Origin of the sequence: Pseudarthrobacter sp. NPDC092419, from assembly GCF_044755045.1 — a bacterium.
GTDB lineage: Bacteria > Actinomycetota > Actinomycetes > Actinomycetales > Micrococcaceae > Arthrobacter.
Map to the genome: position 1 here is coordinate 174,924 of NZ_JBIVQF010000003.1, position 23,902 is coordinate 198,825.

The 23,902-nt window shown below is 63.1% G+C and carries 17 protein-coding genes and 1 tRNA gene; 7 read left to right on the forward strand and 11 right to left on the reverse strand.

The window, feature by feature from the left end:
• Positions 1-111: 111 nt before the first annotated feature.
• From gltB to pyk, 3 genes are all read left to right on the forward strand, one after another.
• Positions 112-4,725, forward strand: coding sequence for a glutamate synthase large subunit (gltB, locus tag ACIQC0_RS06610; protein ID WP_400533481.1), 4,614 nt, complete (start codon positions 112-114; stop codon positions 4,723-4,725).
• Positions 4,718-6,175: a glutamate synthase subunit beta gene (locus ACIQC0_RS06615; RefSeq protein WP_400533483.1), complete on the forward strand. Its 1,458-nt coding sequence runs from the start codon at positions 4,718-4,720 to the stop codon at positions 6,173-6,175. Before gltB ends, ACIQC0_RS06615 begins: the two co-directional genes overlap by 8 nt.
• A gap of 64 nt (positions 6,176-6,239) precedes the next feature.
• A complete protein-coding gene (gene pyk / locus ACIQC0_RS06620) occupies positions 6,240-7,730 on the forward strand; it encodes a pyruvate kinase (RefSeq protein WP_377215602.1) in 1,491 nt (496 codons plus the stop codon).
• Between the two features lie 66 nt (positions 7,731-7,796).
• Here the strand turns inward: pyk and ACIQC0_RS06625 are convergent, their stop codons facing one another.
• Positions 7,797-8,402 carry an ANTAR domain-containing response regulator gene (locus tag ACIQC0_RS06625; protein ID WP_377215603.1) on the reverse strand — a complete coding sequence of 202 codons (606 nt, stop codon included), beginning with the start codon at positions 8,400-8,402 and terminating at the stop codon, positions 7,797-7,799.
• 204 nt (positions 8,403-8,606) lie between these two features.
• Between ACIQC0_RS06625 and ACIQC0_RS06630 the strand changes: the two genes are divergently transcribed.
• A tRNA-Leu gene (locus tag ACIQC0_RS06630) sits at positions 8,607-8,688 on the forward strand.
• Between the two features lie 782 nt (positions 8,689-9,470).
• On the opposite strand, the gene ACIQC0_RS06635 is transcribed toward ACIQC0_RS06630, so the two are convergent.
• From ACIQC0_RS06635 to ACIQC0_RS06660, 6 genes are all read right to left on the reverse strand, one after another.
• Positions 9,471-10,112: an IclR family transcriptional regulator gene (locus ACIQC0_RS06635; RefSeq protein ID WP_400533486.1), complete on the reverse strand. Its 642-nt coding sequence runs from the start codon at positions 10,110-10,112 to the stop codon at positions 9,471-9,473.
• A gap of 22 nt (positions 10,113-10,134) precedes the next feature.
• On the reverse strand, positions 10,135-11,826 hold the full coding sequence (locus ACIQC0_RS06640) for a thiamine pyrophosphate-binding protein (RefSeq protein ID WP_400533488.1): 1,692 nt from the start codon (positions 11,824-11,826) through the stop codon (positions 10,135-10,137).
• A gap of 41 nt (positions 11,827-11,867) precedes the next feature.
• Positions 11,868-12,347 carry a gamma carbonic anhydrase family protein gene (locus ACIQC0_RS06645; protein WP_400533490.1) on the reverse strand — a complete coding sequence of 160 codons (480 nt, stop codon included), beginning with the start codon at positions 12,345-12,347 and terminating at the stop codon, positions 11,868-11,870.
• A 78-nt stretch (positions 12,348-12,425) separates the two neighbouring features.
• Positions 12,426-13,808, reverse strand: coding sequence for a 2-hydroxycarboxylate transporter family protein (locus ACIQC0_RS06650; RefSeq protein WP_400533492.1), 1,383 nt, complete (start codon positions 13,806-13,808; stop codon positions 12,426-12,428).
• A gap of 147 nt (positions 13,809-13,955) precedes the next feature.
• Positions 13,956-14,828: a hydroxymethylglutaryl-CoA lyase gene (locus tag ACIQC0_RS06655; RefSeq protein ID WP_400533494.1), complete on the reverse strand. Its 873-nt coding sequence runs from the start codon at positions 14,826-14,828 to the stop codon at positions 13,956-13,958.
• Positions 14,829-16,064 carry a CaiB/BaiF CoA transferase family protein gene (locus tag ACIQC0_RS06660; protein WP_400533496.1) on the reverse strand — a complete coding sequence of 412 codons (1,236 nt, stop codon included), beginning with the start codon at positions 16,062-16,064 and terminating at the stop codon, positions 14,829-14,831.
• Positions 16,065-16,434: 370 nt separating this feature from the next.
• Between ACIQC0_RS06660 and ACIQC0_RS06665 the strand changes: the two genes are divergently transcribed.
• The 3 genes from ACIQC0_RS06665 (at position 16,435) to ACIQC0_RS06675 (ending at position 19,386) form a co-directional block, all read left to right on the forward strand.
• Positions 16,435-17,505, forward strand: coding sequence for an isocitrate/isopropylmalate dehydrogenase family protein (locus ACIQC0_RS06665; RefSeq protein ID WP_400533498.1), 1,071 nt, complete (start codon positions 16,435-16,437; stop codon positions 17,503-17,505).
• Between the two features lie 129 nt (positions 17,506-17,634).
• Positions 17,635-18,624 (forward strand): NAD(P)-dependent oxidoreductase, encoded by a 990-nt coding sequence (locus tag ACIQC0_RS06670; protein ID WP_400533500.1) that lies wholly within the window; start codon positions 17,635-17,637, stop codon positions 18,622-18,624.
• 204 nt (positions 18,625-18,828) lie between these two features.
• The gene (locus ACIQC0_RS06675) at positions 18,829-19,386 is read left to right on the forward strand and encodes a VOC family protein (RefSeq protein ID WP_400533502.1); all 558 of its coding nucleotides are present in this window, start codon (positions 18,829-18,831) and stop codon (positions 19,384-19,386) included.
• A gap of 629 nt (positions 19,387-20,015) precedes the next feature.
• On the opposite strand, the gene ACIQC0_RS06680 is transcribed toward ACIQC0_RS06675, so the two are convergent.
• The 4 genes from ACIQC0_RS06680 to ACIQC0_RS06695 form a co-directional block, all read right to left on the reverse strand.
• Entirely contained in the window at positions 20,016-20,714 is a 699-nt protein-coding gene (locus ACIQC0_RS06680; protein ID WP_400533504.1) for a GntR family transcriptional regulator, read from the reverse strand.
• Between the two features lie 567 nt (positions 20,715-21,281).
• The gene (locus ACIQC0_RS06685; protein WP_400533506.1) at positions 21,282-22,556 is read right to left on the reverse strand and encodes an NAD(P)/FAD-dependent oxidoreductase; all 1,275 of its coding nucleotides are present in this window, start codon (positions 22,554-22,556) and stop codon (positions 21,282-21,284) included.
• Entirely contained in the window at positions 22,553-22,885 is a 333-nt protein-coding gene (locus ACIQC0_RS06690) for a 2Fe-2S iron-sulfur cluster-binding protein (RefSeq protein ID WP_400533508.1), read from the reverse strand. Before ACIQC0_RS06690 ends, ACIQC0_RS06685 begins: the two co-directional genes overlap by 4 nt.
• 38 nt (positions 22,886-22,923) lie before the next feature.
• Positions 22,924-23,898: a phosphotriesterase gene (locus tag ACIQC0_RS06695; protein ID WP_400533510.1), complete on the reverse strand. Its 975-nt coding sequence runs from the start codon at positions 23,896-23,898 to the stop codon at positions 22,924-22,926.
• Between the last annotated feature and the right edge of the window lie 4 nt (positions 23,899-23,902).

Here is a 23,902-nt window from a genome sequence, read left to right on the forward strand (position 1 = left end):
GACCTACAATTTCCTGTAAATAACACTTTGTTGTGCCCATCACACCGGCGCCGACGAGTGGGGCCAACGGTGTCCCTTCCATACGCACGATCAGGAGGAAGGACGTCTCCCATGACCCAAACTCTTCACACTCCCAGCTGGTCCGAACCGGATCAGCCTGAGGCTGCCATGTCGCCGTTCAAGCGCTTCGCGGCCCTCCCTGACGCGGGCGGACTGTACAACCCCGAGCAGGAAAAGGACGCGTGCGGACTGGCCATCATCGCCACCCTGCGCGGCGAACCTGGCTACGACATCGTCGATGCCGCCCTGACCGCCCTGCGCAACCTCGAACACCGCGGCGCTGTGGGTGCTGATGAGGGAACGGGCGACGGCGCCGGCCTCCTCATGCAGATCCCGGACGAATTCTTTCGCGCCGTCACCGAGTTCGAACTGCCGGCATCCGGCCAGTACGTGGCCGGCACTGCGTTCCTCCCCGCGGAGCAGCGCGAGGCCGACGCCGCCCGCGCCGGCATTGAGGGCCTCGCTGCCGACGAGGGACTGGAAGTCCTTGGCTGGCGCGAAGTCCCGGTTGTAGCAGACCTGGTGGGTGCCATGGCCCGCGCCTGCATGCCGTACTTCTCCCAGCCCTTCCTGGCCTCGGCCACGGGCGAGGAGCTGGACCGGAACGAACTGGACTCCCGCGCCTGGCGGATCCGCAAGCGTGCCCAGAACAAGTTCGGGGTCTACTTCCCCTCGCTGTCCTCGCGCACCATCGTCTACAAGGGCATGCTCACCACGGCACAGCTGGAGCCGTTCTATCCGGACCTTTCGGACAAGCGGTTCAAGACCAAGCTGGCCATCGTGCACTCCCGGTTCTCCACGAACACTTTCCCGTCCTGGCCCCTGGCGCAACCGTTCCGCACCATCGCACACAACGGTGAAATCAATACCGTTAAGGGCAACCGGAACTGGATGCGTGCCAGGCAGTCCCAGCTGGCCAACCCGCTCCTGGGCGATTCCCCGGAAGAGCTGTACCCGATCTGTACCCCGGGTGCCTCCGACTCCGCGTCCTTCGACGAGGTGGCCGAGCTTTTGTGGCTCTCCGGGCGTCCCATCACGCACTCGATCATGATGATGATCCCCGAGGCGTGGGAAAACCACGCCACGATGGATCCTGCCCGCCGGGCGTTCTACGAATACCACTCCCTGCTCATGGAGCCGTGGGACGGTCCTGCCGCCGTATCCTTCACCGACGGAAACGTCGTGGGCGCCACCCTGGACCGCAACGGACTGCGCCCGGGCCGTTACTGGATCACCGAGGACGGCCTGGTCGTCTTCGCCTCCGAGGTTGGCGTGATCGACGTCGAACCTGCCAAGGTGGTCAAGAAGGGCCGCGTTTCTCCCGGCAAGATGTTCCTGGTGGACACGGGCGAAGGCCGGATCATCGACGACGAAGAGGTCAAGGCCGAAGTTGCCGCGGCCAACCCGTGGGCCGAGTGGGTCAAGGACAACCTGATCGACCTGAACGAGCTGCCCGAGCGCGAGCACGTGGTGCACACTGCGGCGTCCGTGAACATCCGCCAGCGCACGTTCGGCTACACCACCGAGGAACTGAAGATCCTCCTGGGCCCGATGGCCCGGACCGGCGCCGAGCCGCTGGGCGCCATGGGTTCCGACACCCCGGTGGCTGTCCTCTCCAAGCGCCCTCGCCTGCTCTTCGACTACTTCGTGCAGTCCTTTGCGCAGGTCACCAACCCGCCGCTGGACGCCATCCGTGAAGAATTGGTCACCTCGCTGACCTGCGCCATCGGCCCCAACGGCAACCTGTTGGACACTAAGCAGGTTCGCCAGCCGCAGGTCCAGCTGCCCTTCCCGGTGATCAACAACGACCAGCTGGCCAAAATCGCCAACATCGAGGATGCCGACGGCGACCGTGTGGCCATGAAGGTCCGCGGCCTGTACCGACCCGAAGGCGGCGAGAACGCCCTGCGTGCCCGCCTGACCGAAATCTGCGAGCAGGTTTCCGGCGCCATCAACCGCGGCGTGCAGTACGTGGTGCTCTCCGACCGTGACTCCAACGCGCAGTGGGCCCCCATCCCGTCCCTGTTGCTCGTCAGCGCCGTGCACCACCACCTGCTGCGCAGCGCCAACCGCACCAAGACCGCACTCGTCGTGGAGGCCGGTGACGTCCGGGAGACCCACCATGTGGCCGTACTGATCGGTTACGGCGCGTCCGCAGTGAACCCGTACCTGGCCATGGAATCGGTGGAGCAGTTGATCGCTGCCGGCGACGTCACGGGCGTGACCCCGCAGGACGGCGTGTACAACCTCATCAAGGGCCTGGGCAAGGGCGTCCTGAAGATCATGTCCAAGATGGGCATCTCCACGGTGGCCTCCTACACCGGCGCCCAGACGTTTGAAGCGCTCGGCCTGGGCCAGGAACTGGTGGACGAGTTCTTCGCCGGCACGCACTCCCAGCTGGGCGGCGTGGGCCTGGACGTCATCGCGGCCGAAGTGTCCGCGCGCCACCAGATGGCCTACCCGGAGGGTGGCATCGAGCAGCCGCACCGACCCCTGCTGGGCGGCGGCGAGTACCAGTGGCGCCGCGACGGCGAGCCGCACCTGTTCAACCCGGAGACCGTTTTCCGGCTGCAGCACGCCACCCGTGAACGCCGCTACGACATCTTCAAGGCGTACACCAAGGGCGTGGACGACCAGTCCACGAACCTGATGACCCTCCGCGGGCTGCTCAAGTTCAAGAACGAGCGGCCGCCCGTTCCCTTAGAGGAAGTGGAGCCAGTCTCCAGCATCGTCAAGCGGTTCTCCACTGGTGCCATGAGCTACGGGTCCATCTCCAAGGAAGCCCACGAGACGCTCGCCATCGCGATGAACCGGCTGGGCGGCAAGTCCAACACCGGCGAAGGCGGCGAGGACGTTGAGCGCCTGCTCGATCCGGAGCGCCGCTCCGCGGTCAAGCAGATCGCGTCGGGCCGGTTCGGCGTAACCAGCCTGTACCTGACCAACGCCGATGACATCCAGATCAAGATGGCCCAGGGCGCCAAGCCCGGCGAAGGCGGCCAGCTGATGGCGCAGAAGGTCTACCCGTGGGTGGCCCGGACGCGGCACTCGACGCCCGGCGTCGGACTCATTTCCCCGCCCCCGCACCACGACATCTACTCCATCGAGGACCTGGCGCAGCTGATCTACGACGCCAAGCGGGCCAATCCCTCGGCGCGCGTCCACGTGAAGCTCGTGTCCGAAGTGGGGATCGGCACTGTGGCGTCCGGCGTGACCAAGGCGAAGGCCGACGTCGTACTTGTCTCCGGACACGACGGCGGCACCGGCGCTTCCCCGCTGAATTCGCTCAAGCACGCCGGCGTTCCGTGGGAGCTCGGCCTGGCCGAGACCCAGCAGACGCTGATGCTCAACGGCCTGCGCGACCGCGTGGTCGTGCAGGTGGACGGACAGCTGAAAACCGGCCGCGACGTGGTCATCGCCGCCCTGCTGGGCGGGGAGGAATTCGGCTTCGCCACCGCTCCGCTCGTGGTTGAAGGCTGCATCATGATGCGCGTCTGCCACCTGGACACCTGCCCGGTGGGCGTCGCGACGCAGAACCCGGAACTCCGCGCACGCTTCACCGGCAAGCCGGAATTCGTGGTCAACTTCTTCGAGTTCCTGGCCGAGGAAGTCCGGGAAATCCTGGCTGAGCTTGGCTTCCGCAGCCTCGAAGAGGCGATCGGCCACGCAGAGGTGCTGGATGCCCGTGAGGCGATCGACCACTGGAAGGCCGAAGGGCTGGACCTGGACCCGATCCTGCACGGCCTGGAGTTCGACGACGATGCGCCGCTGCGGAACATGACCGGCCAGAACCACGAGCTGGACAAGCACTTCGACCAGCGGCTGATCACCATGGCCGCCGAGGCGCTGACGGACCGCAGCCCGGTGAAGATCACCGTCGACGTGATTAACACGGACCGGTCCGTGGGCACCATGCTGGGGCACGTGGTCACCAAGACCTTTGGCACGGACGTGTTGGCGACGGACACCATCGACATCACGCTGAACGGCACAGCCGGGCAGTCGCTGGGCGCGTTCCTGCCAGCCGGCATCACCCTGCGGCTCTACGGCGACTCCAACGACTACGTGGGCAAGGGCCTCTCCGGCGGCCGCATCGTGGTGCGCCCGGACCGGACCAATGTGTTCAAGGCGGAGGACAATGTCATTGCCGGCAACGTGATCGGCTACGGCGCCACCAGCGGGGAACTGTTCCTTCGCGGCCACGTGGGCGAACGCTTCCTGGTCCGTAACTCCGGTGCCACGGCCGTCGTCGAAGGCATTGGCGATCACGGCTGCGAGTACATGACCGGCGGCCAGACGCTGATCCTGGGCCGCACGGGCCGGAACTTCGGCGCCGGCATGTCCGGTGGAACCGCATATGTCCTGGACCTGCGGACTACCCGGGTCAACAAGGAAGCGCTGCAGTCCGGCGAGCTCCAGCTCCTGGAGCTGGACGCCGAGGACCGCGACATCGTGCACGGCCTGCTGGTCAAGCACGTTGAAGAAACCGATTCCCAGCTGGCAGCGCGGCTCCTCGAGAACTTCGATGACACCGCTGCCCGCATTACCAAGGTGCTGCCGCGCGACTACGCGGCGGTGCTGCAAACCCGTCTCGACGCCATCGAAGAGGGCCTGGACCCCGACGGCGAAGAAGTATGGTCTCGAATCCTGGAGGTGACCGGTGGGTGATCCACGCGGATTTCTGAAAGTACGCCAGCGTGAAACCCAGCCGCGCCGTCCCGTTCCCGTCCGCATCATGGACTGGAAGGAAGTGTACGAGGCGCAGGAGAAGGGCACCCTTAAGGCCCAGGCCGGGCGCTGCATGGACTGCGGCATACCGTTCTGCCACCAGGGCTGCCCGCTGGGTAACCTCATTCCCGAGTGGAACGACCTCACATGGCGGGACAAGGGCGAGGAAGCGATCGAGCGGCTCCACGCGACGAACAACTTCCCCGAGTTTACCGGCCGGCTGTGCCCGGCACCCTGTGAAGCGTCCTGCGTGCTGGGGATCAACCAGCCTGCGGTGACCATCAAGCAGGTTGAGGTCTCGATCATCGACGAAGCGTGGGACCACAACTGGGTCCACCCGCTGCCGCCTGCACGCCTGACCGGCAAGACCGTCGCCGTCGTCGGCTCCGGCCCTGCCGGCCTGGCCGTCGCACAGCAGCTGACCCGGGTGGGCCACACCGTTGCCGTGTACGAGCGCGATGACAAGATCGGCGGCCTGCTCCGCTATGGCATCCCCGACTTCAAGATGGAGAAGGAGCAGGTGGACCGCCGCATCGAGCAGATGAAGGCGGAAGGCACCCGCTTCCGGACCGGCGTTAACGTGGGCACCGACGTGACGTGGGAGCAGCTGCGGAGGCGCTATGACGCCGTCGTGATCTGCACCGGCGCCACCGTGCCCCGCGACCTGCCCATCCCGGGGCGTGACCTCGAGGGCGTCCATTTCGCTATGGACTACCTGGTACCGGCCAACCGCGCGGTGGCGGGGGAGACTGTGGAGAACCAGATCCATGCGCAGGGCAAGCACGTTGTGATCCTGGGCGGCGGCGACACCGGCGCGGACTGCCTGGGCACCGCACACCGCCACGGCGCGGCTTCGGTGACTACGCTGGCCATCGGCAAGCAGCCGCCGGCCGAGCGTGCCAGCCACCAGCCGTGGCCGACGTTCCCCACCTTGTTCGAGGTGGCCAGCGCACACGAGGAAGGCGGCGAGCGTACGTACCTTGCATCCACCGTTGAGTTCGTGGGCGAGAACGGCACGCTCACCGGCGTGAAAGTGGCCGAGACCGAGTTCGTGGACGGCAAGCGCCTGCCCAAGGCCGGTACCGAGCGGATCATCCCGGCGGACCTGGTGTTCCTGTCCCTGGGCTTCACCGGAGCCGAGCCGGCCGGAATCACCGAACAGGTGCACGCGGAATTCGACGGCCGGGGCAACGTGTCCCGCGATGGGTACTACATGACCAACACTGAGGGCGTGTTCGTGGCGGGCGATGCCGGCCGCGGCCAGTCGCTCATCGTGTGGGCCATCGCTGAGGGGCGTGCCGCTGCCGCTGCCGTGGATCAGTACCTGATGGGTACCACGATCCTGCCGGCGCCGGTCGCTCCGACGGACCGCGCCATCGCCGTCCTGTAAGGGTGCACCGGGGGTTCACCTGCACGACAACTTAACCAATGCAAGAGACCAATAGGGTAGGTATATGAGACGCGCAAAAATTGTGGCCACATTCGGCCCGGCAATTGCCAGCTATGAAAACACCCTCGCAGTGTTGGAAGCGGGTGTTGACGTCGCGCGGATGAACATGAGCCACGGCGATTACTCCGTGCACGACAACACGTATGAGAACGTCCGCAAGGCAGCAGCTGACCTGGGCAAGGCCGTGGCCATCATGGCCGACCTGCAGGGCCCCAAGATCCGCCTGGGCCGTTTCGTGGACGGCCCGCACGCCCTCGCTGTTGGTGACACGTTCACCATCACCACCGAGGATGTTCCAGGCACCAAGGACATTTGCTCCACCACGCTGAAGAGCCTCACCGAGGACGTCAATGTGGGCGATGCCCTGCTGATCGACGACGGCAAGGTAGCCCTGCGGGCCACCGCCGTGGACGACGTCAAGGTTGTTGCCGAGGTGACGGTCGGCGGCATGGTGTCCAACAACAAGGGCATCAACCTCCCGGGTGTGGCCGTCAACGTTCCCGCGCTGAGCGAAAAGGATGAGGACGACCTCCGCTGGGCCATGCGCCGCGGGGTTGACCTGGTCGCGCTGTCGTTCGTGCGTGACGCCTCGGACATTGTCCGCGTGCACGAGATCATGGATGAGGAAGGCCGCCGGGTTCCGGTGATCGCCAAGATCGAGAAGCCGCAGGCCGTGGACCAGCTCCACGAGATCGTGGACGCGTTCGACGCAATCATGGTGGCCCGTGGCGACCTGGGCGTGGAGCTTCCGCTGGAGGAAGTGCCGATCGTGCAGAAGCGCGCCATCGAGCTGGCCCGCCGCTGGGCCAAGCCGGTCATCGTGGCGACGCAGGTCCTGGAATCCATGATCGACAACCCGCGCCCCACGCGTGCTGAGGCTTCGGACTGCGCCAATGCGGTGCTGGACGGTGCGGACGCAGTCATGCTCTCGGGCGAGACCAGCGTTGGCAAGTACCCCATCGAGACGGTCAAGACGATGGCGCGGATCATCGAATCCACGGAAGAGCATGGCCTTGAGCGCGTTCCCCCGCTGGGGACGAAGCCCAAGACCCGTGGTGGCGCGATCACCCGTGCCGCCGTCGAAATCGCCGACCAGCTGGACGCCAAGTACATCTGTGCGTTCACGCAGTCCGGCGACTCGGCACGCCGCCTGTCCCGCCTGCGGCCGGTGAAGCCGGTCTTCGCGTTCACTCCGGTCGAGCAGGTCTGGAACCAGCTGGCGCTGACCTGGGGTATCCAGCCGGTGCTGGTGCAGATGGTGGACCACACCGACGAGATGACCGCGCAGGTTGACCGCAGCCTGGAGGAAATGGGATTGGTGGACGACGGCGACCTGGTGGTTATCGCCGCAGGCTCACCTCCCGGCAAGGCCGGTTCCACGAACTCGCTGAAGGTCCACAAGGTGGGCGACCTCGCCGATTCGACCCGCGGCGAGTCCGCTGCGGCGCGCGAAAAGCTCGGCCCCTGGCCCGAGAAGAAAAAGAAGCAGGCTTAGGCCTCAAACTAAAAGGGAGGTTCCCGCCGGTTGGCGGGAAACCTCCCTTTTAGTTTCGGCTCTTGGCTAGTTGACCTGGTTGATGATGGTTTCCGCGACTTCGCGCATGCTCAGGCGGCGGTCCATGGAGGTCTTCTGGATCCAGCGGAAGGCCTCGGGCTCGGTGAGGCCCATCTTGGTGGTGAGCAGGCTCTTGGCCCGCTCGACGAGCTTACGGGTGGCGAACTGTTCCTGCAGGTCCGTCACTTCGCTTTCGAGTGCCTTGATTTCCTCATGGCGGGACAGGGCAATTTCCAAGGCGGGGATGAGGTCTGCCGGGGTGAACGGCTTGACGACGTATGCCATGGCGCCGGCGTCCCGGGCGCGCTCGACGAGTTCCTTCTGGCTGAAGGCGGTGAGCAGGACGACGGGGGCGATGCGGGCTTTGACGATCTTTTCGGCGGCGGAGATCCCGTCCATCACCGGCATCTTGACGTCCATCAGCACCAGATCCGGCTTCAGCTCTTCGGCGAGCTGGACGGCCTTCTCGCCGTTGTCCGCTTCGCCGACGACCTCGTAGCCTTCACCGCGCAGGATCTCGATGATGTCGAGGCGGATGAGGGTTTCGTCCTCGGCGACGACGACGCGGCGCGCCGGCTGGGACGTGGGTGTTGACTCCGTCTGTTCAGTCACGGGATCTCCTTGAAAAAGGTACGGCGGGACAACTCCATTTTAGGTGCCGCCCCGGGCTGTACTTGGCCTGCATGGTCAGTTGCGGCATCAGCGGCGCGATTCTGGAATTCAGCCTATCTGCATGTAGAGTAATTCCGCGTACGTGAAGCGATCGCGTTGCTCACAGTAAGCTGTGGGCGTAGCTTGGTTGGCCACGTAATCCGCGCCCGAGTGGCGGAATTGGCAGACGCGCCGCACTCAAAATGCGGTATCGAAAGGTGTGTGGGTTCGAGTCCCACCTTGGGCACGCAAACCCCCTCGTCAGAGGGGGTTTTGCTTTAAGCGTGTGTGTACAAAGCTTTGGCCGAATGACTCTGACGATTGGTTCGCGGGCTTTGGCCTAGCCGCCGCGGTGGCCTATTCAGGTGTGTGGGTGACGGGTTCAGTGCCGTGTCTGGTGGGTTACCGCCTGCTGCGGGCTGGGATCAAGTGGTTCCTCGTTCCGGCGCTGTTGGGTTGGGCGGGAGTGTCCAACACCATTTCATGGTCTGGGGTGACGGGTACTACATGACCTTTCAATTTCGGGCCCGCATCGTCGCGAAAGAGTCCCTCAACTGGCGAGGAGAGCCTGCTGATGCAAGGTTTGTCCTGCCAGCGGGTGTTGACAGTGTTAACACTTACGACTGTGGTCCATCGGGTCCCAAAGTATCCGGGCCAAGGCTTCCCATTAGCGATCCACCTCCCCAAGCTCCCACAGAGAGACTATGAGCGCGCGCTGCTGACTGCGACGACCACCCTGAACTCTGCCAGGATTCGGTGAATAAGTATGCCGGGGGAGATGCAAAAGTAGCTGCTACTGGCCAAGAGTGCCCCGGTTATAAAGGCGAGAAGGACGGGGCTGGTTTCCATGCTGAGGAAAAGGGTCAGGACGGCAAGGATAAGCAGGCTGAGCACCGTTGTTGCCCGCGTTCCTAGGGCCGGCAGAAGCTAGGTTGATCTCGCAGTAATTCTGCTCAAGTTTTCCGTCGTTAGCCAGGACGCGGGCGTCTGCGGTGCGGTTTTCGACTTGTGCCGGTCATACATTTCCCGCTACATAAATTGGGCAATCCTCTGCGCTGCTTCAATGACTTTATCGCCGTGGTCCTTGCCCGGCGATTCGACCACGCGGGCCAGGGGCATGGCCAGGCAGACCGCGGCAATGATTCCTTCATCTGTTTGTACTGGCGCGCTGATCGATCCCAGGCCTGGCGTGCGGGTACCAACGGACTCAATCCAGCCATTCGCAGCCAGCTCTGCAAGAGCGTCCTCGTCGGCTGCCAACAGCCTGCCACTTGACCCTTGGGGAAGGGGGAGCCGTGAGCCGGGAGGGAGGATGGCGCGGAGTTCGTGTTGGCTGTCGGCGCTGAGCAGACAGACGCGTTCCTGACCCCGCCTAACCCATAGCTGGGCAGTTTCGCCGGTCCGGTCCCGCAGCTCCTGCAGGACTGGCAAGCCTGCATTCTCCAGCGCCGACCGGACGAATCGATCGCCGAGCCGGAACGCCCCGTTATCGGTTCGGCGGAGGAAGCCATAGGAGGCCAGCTGGAGCGCCAGCCGGTGGGCCGTGGACACTGACAGGCCGGTCCGCCGCGACAGCTCACTGGCTGACACGGCGGACCGGCCAACGGCATCCAGGATCGCGGCGGCGCGCTCGAGAGTGCGGTTGCTTCCGTTGGTTTCAGGAGACGGCATATGAGAAGCCTATGCTGCCAGGTCAGCCCTTGGCGGCGACGGACTCTGCCATGAACTCCGCCACTACCTTCTGTGAAATGGCCACGTCCAGAACGAAGACGCCTTCGTCATTGGTATCCAGCCAGTCCTGGAGGTGTTGCAGGTCTGCCATAGTGCGAACTTTCGCGCCCGAGGTTCCAAGGGCGCGGCCCACGGCGGCGAAGTCCACTTCGTCAATGAGCATTGCCTGATCGTGCAGCCCTTTAGCCGCGTACTGGTGCAGCTCTGCGCCGTAGGCCGAGTCGTTGAGCACCACGACGACGCCTTTGCGGGTGGCGCGGATGAAGGTTTCGAAGTCGGCAAGGCCCATCAGCCCGCCACCATCGCCGCTGACCAGTACGGTCGTCCGGTCAGGTCGGGCCACGGAGACACCGGCCGCAGATCCGAAGCCCATCCCGATGGATTGGAATGCGGTACCGACGAAGACCATGGCGTGGGGGTCCGGCACTGAAAGGTACATGGGTGCCCAGCCGATGAAGTGCCCGCCGTCCATCACCACGGACCGTTCGGCCGGCAGGATTCCATCCAGGGCCGCGACGACGGCCCGTGGATTCAGCCGCCCGTCCGGGCCAAACTCCTCGGGGTTTTCACTGGGCAGGGACGAGCGGAACTCCGGGCTTGCCACTTCGTGAGCAGTGTCCCGCCACGTTGTTGTCGTGGCCGCGGTGACACGTTCCAGTAGGCCTTCCACGAAGGGGCGGATGTCCGCACGGATGTATTCCGCGGACATCAGGTTGCCCGGGTCCGGTTCGTTATCGATCCGGATGATTTTCGTGTCCGCCGGGAACAGGGTGCCATAGCGGGTCTGGAACAGATTTTGGCTGGCCCCCACAACCAGGACCACGTCTGCCTGGCGGGCGATGTCCAGGCGGTGAAGTCTGGTGAAGCCGCCAGCGATGCCCAGGTCCCAAGAACTGTTGAATGCGTTGGCTGCCATAAGCGAGGTCATGAAGAGCGCGCCAAGGCGGTCCCCGAGCTGGAGAAGGGGCGCCACGGCGTCGGCCAGGAGCATGCCGCGCCCGCCTAGGATCAGCGGCCGTTTGCCGGCAGCGAGAAGCTCAGCCACCCGGTCGAGGTCACTTGGATCGGCAGGCCAGGCTGGTTTGGCGGGCATTGGCTCGAGGGGCTGGGGTTCTGACGGCGGGGCCGTAGCCAGGTCGTACGGGAGGGCCAGCACCACGGGCTGGACGGTTTGCAGGGCGAGGTCGAAGGCGCGGTGGGTGATGGCTTCTGCGTTGCCCGGGCCGGCGACCAGGGTGATGACTCCGGCAGCTTCCGCCGCTTTGGTTTGGTCGATGTCGAAGGGCCTGGGGCCGGTGGAGGGCGCGTCGCCCACTACCAGGACCAGCGGGATCCGGGCTATCCGGGCTTCGGCGAGGGTGGTGTAGGCGTTGGTAAATCCGGCACCGTAGGTTGTGGTCGCTGCTGCGATACTTCCTGTTGCCCGGTAATAGGCGTCGGCCATGGCCACAGTGGCTGACTCGTGGCGTGCGGAGGTGAAGGGGCAGTCCCGGCGCGTTAGTCGGCTGATGAGGTGGACGTTGCCGTTGCCCATGAGGCCGAACATGTGCCCCGCGCGCTCCGCGACCACGTCGGCGACGACCGCGGCCACGTTCCCTTCATCCGGCAGGGCCGCTGTCTCGCCGGGCAGAACTTGGGTGGTGGTACTCGTCATGACTTCTCTCATTCCTAGATGGGGGCGGCAGGACAGCTTCATTAGGTAACAGCAACCGGTGCTGCGTCGCGGTGTTGTTGCGTGAGTCTGGTGTACGTGGAAGCGTTCTGCCGGCAGTGCTGAATCTCTTCCGGGGTGAGCGGGCGGCGAACCTTGGCCGGTACACCGGCCACCAGAGAAGAGCCGGCCCCGATAACGGCACCGTTAAATACCGTCGCGTTCATGCCCATAAGTGCTCCGTCATCCACGGTATAGCCGTGGAGCACGGCCCCATGCCCGACACTGGCATCGTCGCCGATTCGGGCAGGATGTCCCGGGTCTGCGTGAATGACGGCGGTGTCCTGAATATTGCTGTTCGCACCGATGACTATGTCTTCGACATCTGCCCGCACGACGGCTCTGTAAAAGATTCCCGTGCCGGGCCAATGGTTGGTGCCAATCACGTTGGCCGTCGGTGCCACCCAGGCATCGGATGCGATTGAGGGGGCGCGGCCGTTGACGGCGAGGATGTTGTCGGTCATAGTGGTCCTTCGGTGGTGGTACCGCGACTGCAGTGCCCGGCCACTTGGGCCGGGCACCGCAGCCCGCAATTCCTGCTGTTAGGCGAGGAAGGGGACGATCAGCGACGTTACGAACAGGACCAGCGCGCCGCCGAGGCGGTTAGTCAGGGCTGCGAACGGCATGAGGTGCAGGCGGTTGGCCGCGCTGAGGACTGCAACGTCACCGCTGCCACCGGTGTCTGCCATGACCAGGCCCGGGGTGATGGAAGCTTCGACGAAGTTGAACTTGACCAGCCATCCCAGGATGCCCGAGGTCAGGGTGGCGATAACGACGGTGCTGATGGTCAGGAGGATGAACAGCGGGTTGCTCAGCGAGGCGAGTACTTCGGTGATGTCGATGTAGGTCAGGCTGACGCCGACCAGGAGTGCGGGCACGAGGACGGTGCCGATCAGGTCGCCCCAGTCGGCGGCGGAATCTTCGACGTCCCGGGGGAGCAGCCCGAAGATTTTCACGAGGGCAGCCGCGATGATGGCCCAGGCATAGGGGTGCAGGCCGCCGGGAAGGAGGGCTGCGATCAGTTCGCCGAAGACAAAGAGGCCACCGGCGATGAGCAGGCCTTTGCCCAGGGCGATGAAGGAGGACGTCTCCCGCTTCGGGGGAACGGCGAGTTCGTCCGAACGGCCCTTGATCCGCAGGAGCTGGCCGTGGCCATTGAAGCCGACGAAGAGCTGCTTTTTCCGCTTGCCCAGGCCGTTATAGATTCCGGCGATGAGGATGCACACGACGTTGGCCATGACGACGGCGGACATCAGGTCACCCATAAAGGCCGCGGAGTCGCCACCGGTTTTCGCGGCATACATTTCGGACATCGGCAGGGCGCCAACGCCCAGGCCGCCAGCCATGATGGGGGCTGCGATGAAGAGGATGCCTTCGATGAATCCAAACCCGGTCACTGCCGCCAGGAGCCCGACCAGGACGAATGTAGCGATGAGGCAGCCGATGATGGGTACTGCGAAGCGCGGTCCTGCCTTGAGCAGGAGTGCACGGGGCATGCCGAGGATGGCGCCGGCGATGATGCCGATCACGAAGAAGTCCAGGAAGCCATGGCCGTCGGTGAAGTTCTGTACAACGGTGACCAGGTTCTCGGGCACCAAGCCGAAGAAGGCAAGCGTTGCGGGTGCGAAGGTGCACAGGACGGTCGGCAGCCCGAAGTCCCGGACTACGGGGAACAGGTTACCGATCCAGATGAACAGTCCACCGAGAAGCATGGTGGCGGCAAATCCGACCACCATGGTGTCGGGAAGGTTGCCGGTGAGGGCTGCGGCGAGGACGAGGCCCGCGAGGATGAGGTAGAGGGGAGCAGGGACGCTGGAGATTTTGAATCCTAAGCGACCAGGGTAGTGGGTGCCCGGACGGGCACCGACAGTCTTGGTGACGGGGTGTTCGACACCGCCGGCGGGGCCGGGGCTTGTCTCGCTCATGGCGTCATCCGTTAGTTCGCTGGTGGTTCCAGTGGTTCCTGGGTTTGTTGACATCATCGTCTCCGGAATGGTGGGTGGGAACTGCTTCTTATGAGGGGGGATTAGTGAAGCGTTGTGTGGTTGAGCAGGGGGAGTCGGTCGGGAGCGTTAGCGCGCCGGGTCCAGCAGCGCGGCGGGGGAGTGCGCTACCACGTCGCGGGCCAGGCGTACGGCGTCGGCCAGGCGGTTCTCGTCGATGCCCGTCTCGTGGCCCGCATCGTGCAGGTAGCGGATCAGCTCTTCTGTCGCGATGTTGCCGTGGGCGCCGGGTGCGAAGGGGCACCCGCCGTAGCCGCCCAGCGCGGCGTCAAATCGGATGACGCCGGCACTTACGGCAGCGCCCGCTGTTGCCAATGCCTGGTGGTGGGCATTGTGCAGGTGGAGGTAGTACGTCAAATCCGGTTCGGCGTCGCGGACGTGGTTCAGACTGGCCAGCACCTTTTCAGTGGGCGTGGTACCCAGGGTATCGGCCAGGCCGACGTCCTTGATTCCCATGTCCGAGAAGGCCCTGACCACGCGGAGCAGGTACTCGGGGTCAATGCTGCCCTCGAAGGGGCAGGTAAAGGCAGTGGAAATGCCCGCGAAGAAACGGGTGTCCGGGTACCGGGCAACGGCAGCGCCGATGCCGGCGAGGGCGTCCTCTATGGCTTGCCCGGTATTCGCATTGCTGTGCGCCTGGCTCGCGGATGTGACCACCTGGATGTCCGTGGCGCCGGCGGCGACGGCCCGTTCGATGCCCTTCCCATTGAGGGCAAGGCTGGTGTAGGTGACGCCGTCCACCACAGGGAGTGATGAGATGACTTCGGCGGCGTCGGCCATTTGCGGTACGCGCTTCGGATTCACGAAGGAGGCGGCCTCGATGCGTTTGATTCCAGCGGCAATGAGGGCCTGGGCTATTTCCAGCTTGTGGGCCGTGGAAAGGATGACCGGTTCGTCCTGCAGGCCGTCACGCAGGAAAACGTCGGTGATGTCCACCTTCATTCAGCGCACCTCCTGCAGTCCGAGGTTATTGATCTCGTCAGCGTTCATCCCGGCGAGTTCCTGGAGGACCTGCTGGGTGTGTTGGCCCAGTTCCGGGCCAACCCACTTGACCTGGCCCTGATGGCCGGGGATCTTGGGAACGACGCCGGGGAAGCGGATCAGCTCGGGTTCGTTTTCGATGACCACCTCGTGGTTCTGGATCATGTCGCGGGCCAGGTAGTGCTTGTCCACAGCGATGCTGGGCGCGTCGTAGACGGGCCCAGCCGGGACGCCCGCATCGTCCAGCTTGTCCAGGACCTCAGCCAGGGGCATGCTGCCGGTCCAGGCGGAGATGGCGCCGTTCAGCTCTTCCTCGCGGGCACCGCGGCCCTGGGTAGTAAGGAGGGTTTCGTCCTCGGCCAGGTCGTCCCGGCCGATCGCCCGCATGAGCCGGACGAACACGGAGTTTGAGTTGCCCCCGATAACGACCTCGAGGTCGTCACCGCAAAGGTAGGAGCCGGTGGGCACGACACCGGGAAGGGCGCCGCCGGTGCGCTTCCGGACCATGCCGTAGGCGTCGTAGTCCGGGACGAGTGATTCGAGGAGGCTGAAGACGCCTTCGTAGAGTGCGACGTCGACTACCTGGGAGGTGTCGGTCTTCTGCCCGCGGGCTTTCTGGAGCATGAGCATCAGGGCGCCGATCACCCCGTACAGGCCGGCGACCGTATCGCCCAGGCTGGCCGCCGCACGCCCTGCAGGCCGGTCCGGCTCGCCCGTGACGTAGCGCAAACCTGCGAAGGATTCTGCGGAGCTGCCGAACCCGGCGCGGTTCTTGTAGGGGCCGGTTTGGCCGTAACCGGAGATCCGGACCATGACGATGTCGGGGTTAAGTTCCTGAAGGACATCCGGGCCCAGACCCCACTTTTCAAGGGTTCCGGGACGGAAGTTTTCGATCACTACGTCGCACTGGGCCGCGATCTTCTTGACTGCCTCAAGCCCGCCCTCGGAACGCAGGTCCAAGGCAACGGATTTCTTGTTCCGGCCGATGGTGCGGAACAGCATTGAGGTCGTTCCCCGGGTCTTGCGCCAGTCGCGCAACTCATCGCCGCCCTGGGGCTTTTCGATTTTGATGACTTCAGCGCCAAAATCACCAAAAATGCGGGCTGCGAACGGGCCGGCGATGAAACTGCCAAGCTCCAGCACCCGGATGCCTTGAAGCGGGAGAGAGTTCCCCTCAAGGTGAAGTTGCTGCGTCATGTCTTCCTGCCTGCGTCGTTGAATGCAATTTGCCCGTCAGATTCTCACTGTGTGGGAGAAGCTTGTCATCAAGCGGATAGACATTAGCAGCGGATTGTGATGCGCGCAACAGGTAAATGCGGTCAGGTTGATCGGCTAACGCCACCCGTGGGGCGCCTGGCGTTCCGCCTCCGGGCCCCTCTGACATCCGACCGGCTGAATTTGCCTTGTGAGCCAAGTCATCTTCTGCTACCGTCTTCCCACTTAGCAAATAAGGCTTCCCAGGGGATGGGAAAGGCTCATAGGTAAGGCTGTCGCGTAGGCGCGGCTTCCTCTCCTGGGGCAGACACTCTGCGCCGGAGCGCGCGCACTTAGCAAGGCAGGAAGACCAATGACTCACTATGACATCGCTGTCATTCCCGGAGACGGAATCGGAACTGAAGTCGTCGACGCGGCTCTTTCGGTGCTGAAGGAATGCGAAACACGCTACGGACTGAAGCTTAACTACACGTCCTACGACTTCAGCGCAGACCTGTACCGACGTACCGGACGAAAGATCACTCCTGCCGATATGGATGAGATCGGCAAGAAAGACGCTGTACTGTTCGGCGCGATGGGGCTGCCGGACGTGCGCGGACCCGAGGGCCTTGAACTGGGCGCTCAGGTTGAAATGCGGGCCCACTACGGGCTCTTCTCAAGCCTTCGACCGGTTCGGCTTTTCCCGGGAGTCGAGAGCCCTGTCAAGGCGAAGAACGTCGACATGCTCGTCATCCGCGAAACCTCCGAAGGGATGTTCGCTGGCCTGGCCGATCATCATGAGCCCAGCGACGAGACTGCGAGTGATCGTATGACCATCACCCGGGCCACCTGCGAGAAGCTCTTCGACGTCGCGTTTTCACAGGCGCGGGCCCGTCGCAAGCGGGGCACCCCCGGACACGTAACGCTGCTGCACAAATCAAACGCTCTGCGCAGCAACGTTTTGATGGAGAAGATATTCGACGAAGTCGCGGCCAAAAACTCCGATATCGGAAGCGCGAAGTACTACATCGATGCTGGCTCGATGTACATGGTGACCGACCCGGAACGGTACGACGTAGTCGTCTCAGAAAATATCTTCGGCGACATCCTTTCCGAGATCGCCGCCGGACTCGTCGGCGGTCTCGGCGTCGCGCCTTCTGCCGACATCAGCCTCACACACGGCGTGTTCCAGCCCTCACATGGAAGTGCGCCCGACATCGCGGGCAAGGGCATCGCAAACCCGACCGCGATGATCCTCTCGGCCGCAATAATGCTGGAGTGGCTGGGCGAACGCCATGGGGATGACCTCTGCACCCAGGCAGCACAGAACATCCAAACCGCGGTCGAGTCGGCACTCCTAACGGGACCCCGGGCACGTGACCTGGGCGGGACAGCCGACACCCAGAAAGTGCTGGAGACCGTACTCAACGCCCTGCCGGCATAGCCGACGAGTAGCGCGGCCCGGCACCCCTCCGGGGCCATGACCGACCAGCACCCTTCGTAGGCACCGTGCTCTGCCCGCTCAGAGCGTCATGTCGCCGCCGACAAACATTGCTCAAGAAAGATGCCACCAATGACATACAAGGTATTGTTCGTAAACCCACTGAACGATTACATCGACCGCATTCTGGAATCGACGCCAGAGGGTTTCAACGTGAAAGTAATGCCTCTATCGGCTGATCTCGCGCAAATTTGCCGTGAAGCCGAAGATGCCGATTTCCTCATCTCCGGCGTCGATGTTCCCGAAGAGGTGTTCCGCGCCGCTAGGAACGTGCAGTTTATTCAATACATGAGCTCCGGATACGGGCAGCTTCCGGTCACCGTCCTGGACGAACTCGGCGTTCCGGTCGCCCAGATGAAGACCCACTCCATCTCTGTAGCGGAACACGCCCTGACGTTGATGCTCACGGTGCTGCGGCGGATTCCAGCCTCTACACAGCTGCTGCGCGACGGAAAATGGCGCGAAGACCTGGACGAGACGTCCTACTCCGAGATGTACAACAAAACAGTCGGCATAGTCGGACTGGGAAATATCGGACGCTGGATCGGCAAGATCGTCCACCACGGTTTCGGCGCCAACGTGGTCTTCTACGACAACGCGCAGATCCCGTTGACCGTTTCGGAACTGATCCCGGCCCGCGCCGTCCCGTTGGGAGAGCTCATGGCAGTGTCCGACATCGTCTGCCTGAGTCTTCCCCTGAACGCGCAATCGAACAAGTTGATCGGGCAAGACGAACTTGCCCTGATGAAGCGCAGCGGCGTTCTCGTCAATGTCGGCCGCGGCGAAGTCGTAGACCAGGACGCTCTCATCGAGTTCCTGCGCGAGGGCCGCATCGCAGGAGCCGGACTTGACGTCTACGACAAGGAGCCACTGAATACCGCCAGTGAGCTGCTGAACATGGAACAGGTGGTCTGCACGCCCCACATGGCAGGCGTCGGCTGGGAAAACGTTCAGCGCCGCATCGCAACCGTGTGGCAGAACTTCGACGCGGTCCTCCGTGGCGATATTCCAAGCGGAGTCGTAACGGCGACGAAGCGCGCGGTCAGCGTCACGACCGTTTAGAATCCCCGAACGGAGCCGCGGCAGCCGGGCGGCTCCGCCCGGACCTTCATCAGCAGAAAACTGGCCGCGGACACCTCCGGTACTTCAAGCACGTGACAGCCGTAGCAGCCCATTAAAGCCTCGACCTACGCTGCCGTGAGAACACCGCTGGAACCCGTCGAGACCCGAGTGCTGCGTGAGTTCACACCCTAAGGAGTGCCTGTAATGAGCAGTCGTCGAGTAGTCAGCGCCTGGGGAGGCAGCGTCGAACCCGGAATCATGAACGACGGTGGTGATGCACTGAACAAAGTATCGGCAACCGGCGGCAGCGAATCCCCTTTCCTGGCGGACACCAGCCGGCCGCGGCACGAGGGCGTCCGGAAAATTGACCATGTGGCGATGGCTGCCCACGATGCGGACGCGTCGTCTCAGTGGTTCGAAGAGGTTTTGGGACTGCAGCGCATCCATGACGAAGTCGTCGAAGATGTGGGCGTACGCCTGCTGTGGCTGGCGCCCAGGAATGCCATGGCAGAGGCCGGGGAGGCCAGCCTTCAAATTGTCCAGCCACTGGGCCCAGGAGCGGTCGCGGACTTCCTCGCCCAAAAGGGTGAAGGATTGCACCATGTTTGTTTCGCAGTCGACAACGCTGAGGACTTCCTGAAGTCCAGAGGCCAGGTGGGCGGAATCTTCACTGGCGGGTACGGCCTTCCGTGCGCATTCCTGAAGGCCGCCCCGGACGGCATAGCGGTAGAGATTGTGCAGCGGGAACACCCTGCTTCATAGGGTGACCGACAGGCCACCTTCCTATCGACCGACACCCGGCCGCAAGCGACCTTGGGGTTGCCCCCCCGGTCATTTTATTAGCCGATATTGGACCTTCTGTCGGCTTGAACCTGCTTCTGACCACCCCTAGTGAAGAGTGTGGACGACGTCCACACTCTTCGTCTCCGACTGCCTCGTAACGCCTTTGGTTTGCTCCGGATTCCGTATGTCTTCGCGGGTTTCCAGTGTTCACAAGGCGTGGAATGCAGTTCGAGTCCCACCTCGGGCACAGTGTTTCCGCAGGTCAGAGGCCACTTTGCACTTTGAGTGTTGACAAAGCTTGACACAGAAAAAGCTAAAGGTGTAGGCAGCGCCTGGTCGGCGCGGTTCCCAGACGGCCTCGCGGCTGGTTCAGGCGAGCCTCCACATCTTTTGCTCACCGGGGCGCGGTATTCGGCCAGGTCCGAGAACGATTCAAGACCCGTGAGGTAAAGCGAAATCGACCCCCATGCGACGTCTCTGCGGTGCCTGTTTGACGTTAGGTGGATGCGCTTCAGCCTGACCTCTGATGGGAAGCGCAAAGTCAGTGTCAAACGGCCATCGCTTACGAACCAAACATCACCGCGACCGGAAGCCGCCAATGAAGAGGGTCAGTTCTGTCGCGTTTCAGGTGCTGGCCCAGACTCCCAGAATTCCAGTGAGTCCAGCCAACGCACCAGCAAGTCGCAGGTACTTTGAAAATGGTCAAACATGAGTTTACGTGCTCCTGAAGCATTGCCCGTTTCAATGTGATCAATGATGGCGCTGTGCCCGAATCGATTGATTTGGGCCCAGCCAGGGACGGAGTGAAAGGATGAATCAAACCGCAGAGGCACGAGCCGTCGTGCTGCCTCTGCAAACCAGAGCAGTTTGGGAGCATCGGCCATGTTGTGTATGGCGGTGTGGAGACTGGAATTGAGTTCCAGCGCGTCAGTAGTGTGGTGGTCTTCGAGTTTGTGCAGCTCGTCGTCGATCTTGCGGAGAGCATGGATCGCTGCTGGATTCTGGCGTGTGGCTGCGCGGGCTGCAAGTTCGCCTTCCGCGGTTGCCCACATGAAGTAGGTGTCAACGACATTGTCGCGGCGCATGGGAATCACTCGAAAACCACGGTTCGGCTGATGGACCACCCAGCCGTCTTGTGCGAGCTGCAGCAGCGCCTCGCGTACCGGAGTGATGCTCATGCCGAGCTTTTCGGCCAGCGGGGCAAGCCTCAGCGCTTCGCCGTGCTTGACGTCGCCATTGAGTATTTGGTCACGTATAAGCGAAGCCACTGCTTGGCCCATTAACTCCCGTTTGCTGAGCCTCTGCATAAAATATAATTTATCACGTCGCTGCCCACTAAGTCGGGCTTCGCTTATTAGACGGCGGTTTCCCGCGTGAGCTCTGGAGGTCCCTCCCCGATGGGACGTGCCCTCACTGATACTGTTCTACCCATTCAGGGTTTCGCCTTGTGGACTGATACCAGCCCTCCCAAGGCGCGGAAGCGAGATCGAATCTTAAACTGCGTGTGTCGTCGGAAGGTGCGCTGTCTCTGGCCTCTTGGCTTCGGCTGCCGTAGGCCCCGGCGGCAGCTATTCCGGACGGTGTCATGTTCTCCCCCTAACGTGCATCCGGTGGCTTCGTCGTTTCTACTCGCTTGCCCAGCGACACCGGCGTGATGCCGCTGGGCGTTCAAGAGTTAACCGGTCCTCTCGCCGCACAACAGCCTGGTTGGCAGTAGTTCATAGCCGCTGCGCCTATCCACGAGCATTCTCGAATCAACTCCATCTGCAGCTATCCACGCATTTCCGGTGACCGTAGCAGCTTCTATGAGACCGGTCCGGAAAAGCCGGCCGGCGTGCAGGACGTCTACGTCCGTTCCCAAAAGGACTTGCCAGTCATAGGGCAGCCGCGGGCTGTTCAAGGTGTTCTTTCTTATCTGATCGGGAGGGGAGTTGTTTCGAGAAGCCCTTGAGATCGAAGCTGGCATCCGTCACCTGTTCGGGCGTGAGTCCCAGGCCAAGTTCGAGGATTCGGCGGGCAGCCATGTGCTCTGCCGGGCTGTTGACTGATTCCACGCCTGTCAGTTGGCCATCCGCGAAGCAATATACGGAGAATTTGCCTGTGTCGGGTTCCCCTCGGACGAGTGTTTCGTCGTCCGCCCCAATAATGCCCGCGATCTGGAGCTTTATGGAGCCTTGCTGGGACCAGAACCAAGGCAGGTTTTCATAGGGTGTGGGTTTGCCGGTGAGGGTTTTTGCCAAGGCCCTGGCCTGGTCTATTGCGTTCTGGACCGATTCCAGGCGCAGCCGTGACCGGGTGTGGATGTTGGGGTAATTGCTGCAGTCGCCGAGGGCGAAGATGTGGGGGTCCGCCGTGCGCAGGCAGGAATCTACGACGATCCCGTTGTTGACCTCGAGACCTGCTTGTTCTGCCAGTTCGGTGTTCGGAAGAACGCCGACACCGATGACGACGAGATCAGCGGGGTATTCGATCCCGCCGGTGCCCACGGCCCCCGTAATTTTTCCGTCTTTCTCGGTGAATGAGGAGACGCCCTCGCCCAGTCGCAAGTTGATTCCGTTGCCGGTGTGGGCTTCTGTGAAGTATGCCGACATCGACGGCGAGAGGACCCTCGCCATGGGACGGGGGGCGAACTCAAGGACCGTGACATCCAGTCCGCGCTGTCGGGCACTTGCAGCAAATTCCAACCCTATGAATCCTGCCCCTACGACCACCACACGCGTCGTCGCTGCCATGGCAGACTGCAGTGCCTTGGCGTCGTCCAGCGTTCTGAGGTAATGGATGCCGTTCAGATCCGTTCCCGGAATCGTCATTTCCCGGTTGCGGGCACCGGTTGCGAAGACGAGCGACGTGTACGGGACGGTGCGGCCATCGCTGGCAGTGACGGTACATTGCGCGCGATCGACCGTGAGGATCCGGGTCCCGGGATGGAATTGCACCGTTCGTTCGGTGAAGAATGTTCCCGCCCGCAGTGGTAGGGGCATGGCGCTGTCGTCGTCGGACATGAAGTCCTTGGAAAGCGGCGGGCGCTGGTAGGGCAGATGGGATTCGTCCGCGAATAGGTCTATAGATCCTTGGTAGCCTTCGTTGCGGAGGGAGTCGGCCAGTTGCACGCCGGCCTGGCCCCCGCCGATGATGACGATGCCGCTCATTGTTCTGCCTGTGTCAGGGGTACGTCGACGGCGATTTCTTCGAGGGCCGGACCGACTTTGATCTGGCAGCCGAGGCGTGAGCGCTGCCCATCCCGGGGTGAGGAGGTGACTTCAAGCATTTCCTCTTCGTCCTCGTTCATGTCCGGCAGACTGTGGAGGTAGTCCTCACGGATGTAGACGTGGCAGGTGGCGCACATTGCCTGGCCTCCGCACTCTCCGATGATGCCTTCGACCCCGTTGGTGACGGCTGCGCGCATGAGGGAGGTGCCCGGGACGGCGTCGACAACGTCTGTGTTGCCGCTTGCATGGTGGTAGAAGATCTTTGGCATTGACTGGTTCCTAGCTGTTAGTGCTTAGCCTTGGGCGGTCAGGCGCGGCGTCCGGTCAGGACACGGGCGGCGTTGGTGACCATGATCTGGTGGATGGTTTCTTCTGAGACGCCCCGCTCGCGAATCGCGGGAAGGATACGGTCGGAGATGTTGGCGTGGTGCCAGTTGGGAGCGTGTTTGGCCCGCCAAGAGGGGGGAGTGTTGATGCTGAAGAATCCGGCGTCGTGGGAGAGTGTCAACCGGTCGGCGTAGCCCAGTTCGCAGAGTTTTACGAGCATGTCTATGCGCTGGTCGTCCTGCAGCACCTGTTCCATGCCGAACCGGTCGAGCCCGATCGTTGATCCGTTGTCCATAAGCTCCCGCAGGTAACTCAGGTCGGTGCTGTCTCCGCAGTGCCCAATGACCAGGTGTTCGAGCGGAACCCCGAGGGCTTCGAAGAACTTCTGCTGGTCCCGCCCGGTGAAGTGTTCGGCGTGCGTGTGGGTGGTAATGGTTGTTCCGGTTTCCTGATGGGCCACGGCCGCCGCCCGCATGATCCGCTCGACGTCCGGGGTAATGCCGTACTCGTCCGTGGCGATCTTGATCATGGCCGCCTTGACCCCGGTGTCTGCGATGCCTTGGGTGATGTCCTTGAGGAAGTACTCTTCCAACGGCTCGGACCGGTCCACCATCAGTCCTGGACCGTTGACCTTGAAGAACATGGGCAGGTCTTTGAAGCTGTAGAAGCCGGTCGCCACTACAATGTTGATTTCCGTCTCTGCGGCTACCTGCTGGATCCTCGGGATGTAGCGTCCCAGGCCCGGGACGGTCAGGTCCACAACGGTGTCGATGCCCTTGGCTTTGAGGGTGTTCAGGCCGTCGATTGCGGTCCTGACAAGACGGTCTTCGTCCCACTCCGGGTGAGGATAGTTTTGTTCCAGCTCGGGGTTTTTAGTGAAAAGGTGCTCGTGGGTGAGGGTGGTGCCGAGGGCTTCTACCGTGACTGGTCCCCGGACTGTTTCAATGCTGGTCATGTGG

Bases quoted from the DNA above. Each gene is read 5' to 3' on its own strand.
- ACIQC0_RS06695 (WP_400533510.1), bottom strand. From the start codon at position 23,898: ATGACCAGCATTGAAACAGTCCGGGGACCAGTCACGGTAGAAGCCCTC.
- ACIQC0_RS06690 (WP_400533508.1), bottom strand. From the start codon at position 22,885: ATGCCAAAGATCTTCTACCACCATGCAAGCGGCAACACAGACGTTGTC.
- ACIQC0_RS06635 (WP_400533486.1), bottom strand. From the start codon at position 10,112: ATGCCGTCTCCTGAAACCAACGGAAGCAACCGCACTCTCGAGCGCGCC.
- ACIQC0_RS06670 (WP_400533500.1), top strand. From the start codon at position 17,635: ATGACATACAAGGTATTGTTCGTAAACCCACTGAACGATTACATCGAC.
- ACIQC0_RS06655 (WP_400533494.1), bottom strand. From the start codon at position 14,828: ATGAAGGTGGACATCACCGACGTTTTCCTGCGTGACGGCCTGCAGGAC.
- ACIQC0_RS06685 (WP_400533506.1), bottom strand. From the start codon at position 22,556: ATGAGCGGCATCGTCATCATCGGCGGGGGCCAGGCCGGCGTGCAACTG.
- ACIQC0_RS06645 (WP_400533490.1), bottom strand. From the start codon at position 12,347: ATGACCGACAACATCCTCGCCGTCAACGGCCGCGCCCCCTCAATCGCA.
- pyk (WP_377215602.1), top strand. From the start codon at position 6,240: ATGAGACGCGCAAAAATTGTGGCCACATTCGGCCCGGCAATTGCCAGC.
- ACIQC0_RS06665 (WP_400533498.1), top strand. From the start codon at position 16,435: ATGACTCACTATGACATCGCTGTCATTCCCGGAGACGGAATCGGAACT.
- ACIQC0_RS06675 (WP_400533502.1), top strand. From the start codon at position 18,829: ATGAGCAGTCGTCGAGTAGTCAGCGCCTGGGGAGGCAGCGTCGAACCC.
- ACIQC0_RS06640 (WP_400533488.1), bottom strand. From the start codon at position 11,826: ATGACGAGTACCACCACCCAAGTTCTGCCCGGCGAGACAGCGGCCCTG.
- ACIQC0_RS06680 (WP_400533504.1), bottom strand. From the start codon at position 20,714: ATGCAGAGGCTCAGCAAACGGGAGTTAATGGGCCAAGCAGTGGCTTCG.
- ACIQC0_RS06660 (WP_400533496.1), bottom strand. From the start codon at position 16,064: ATGACGCAGCAACTTCACCTTGAGGGGAACTCTCTCCCGCTTCAAGGC.
- ACIQC0_RS06650 (WP_400533492.1), bottom strand. From the start codon at position 13,808: ATGAGCGAGACAAGCCCCGGCCCCGCCGGCGGTGTCGAACACCCCGTC.
- gltB (WP_400533481.1), top strand. From the start codon at position 112: ATGACCCAAACTCTTCACACTCCCAGCTGGTCCGAACCGGATCAGCCT.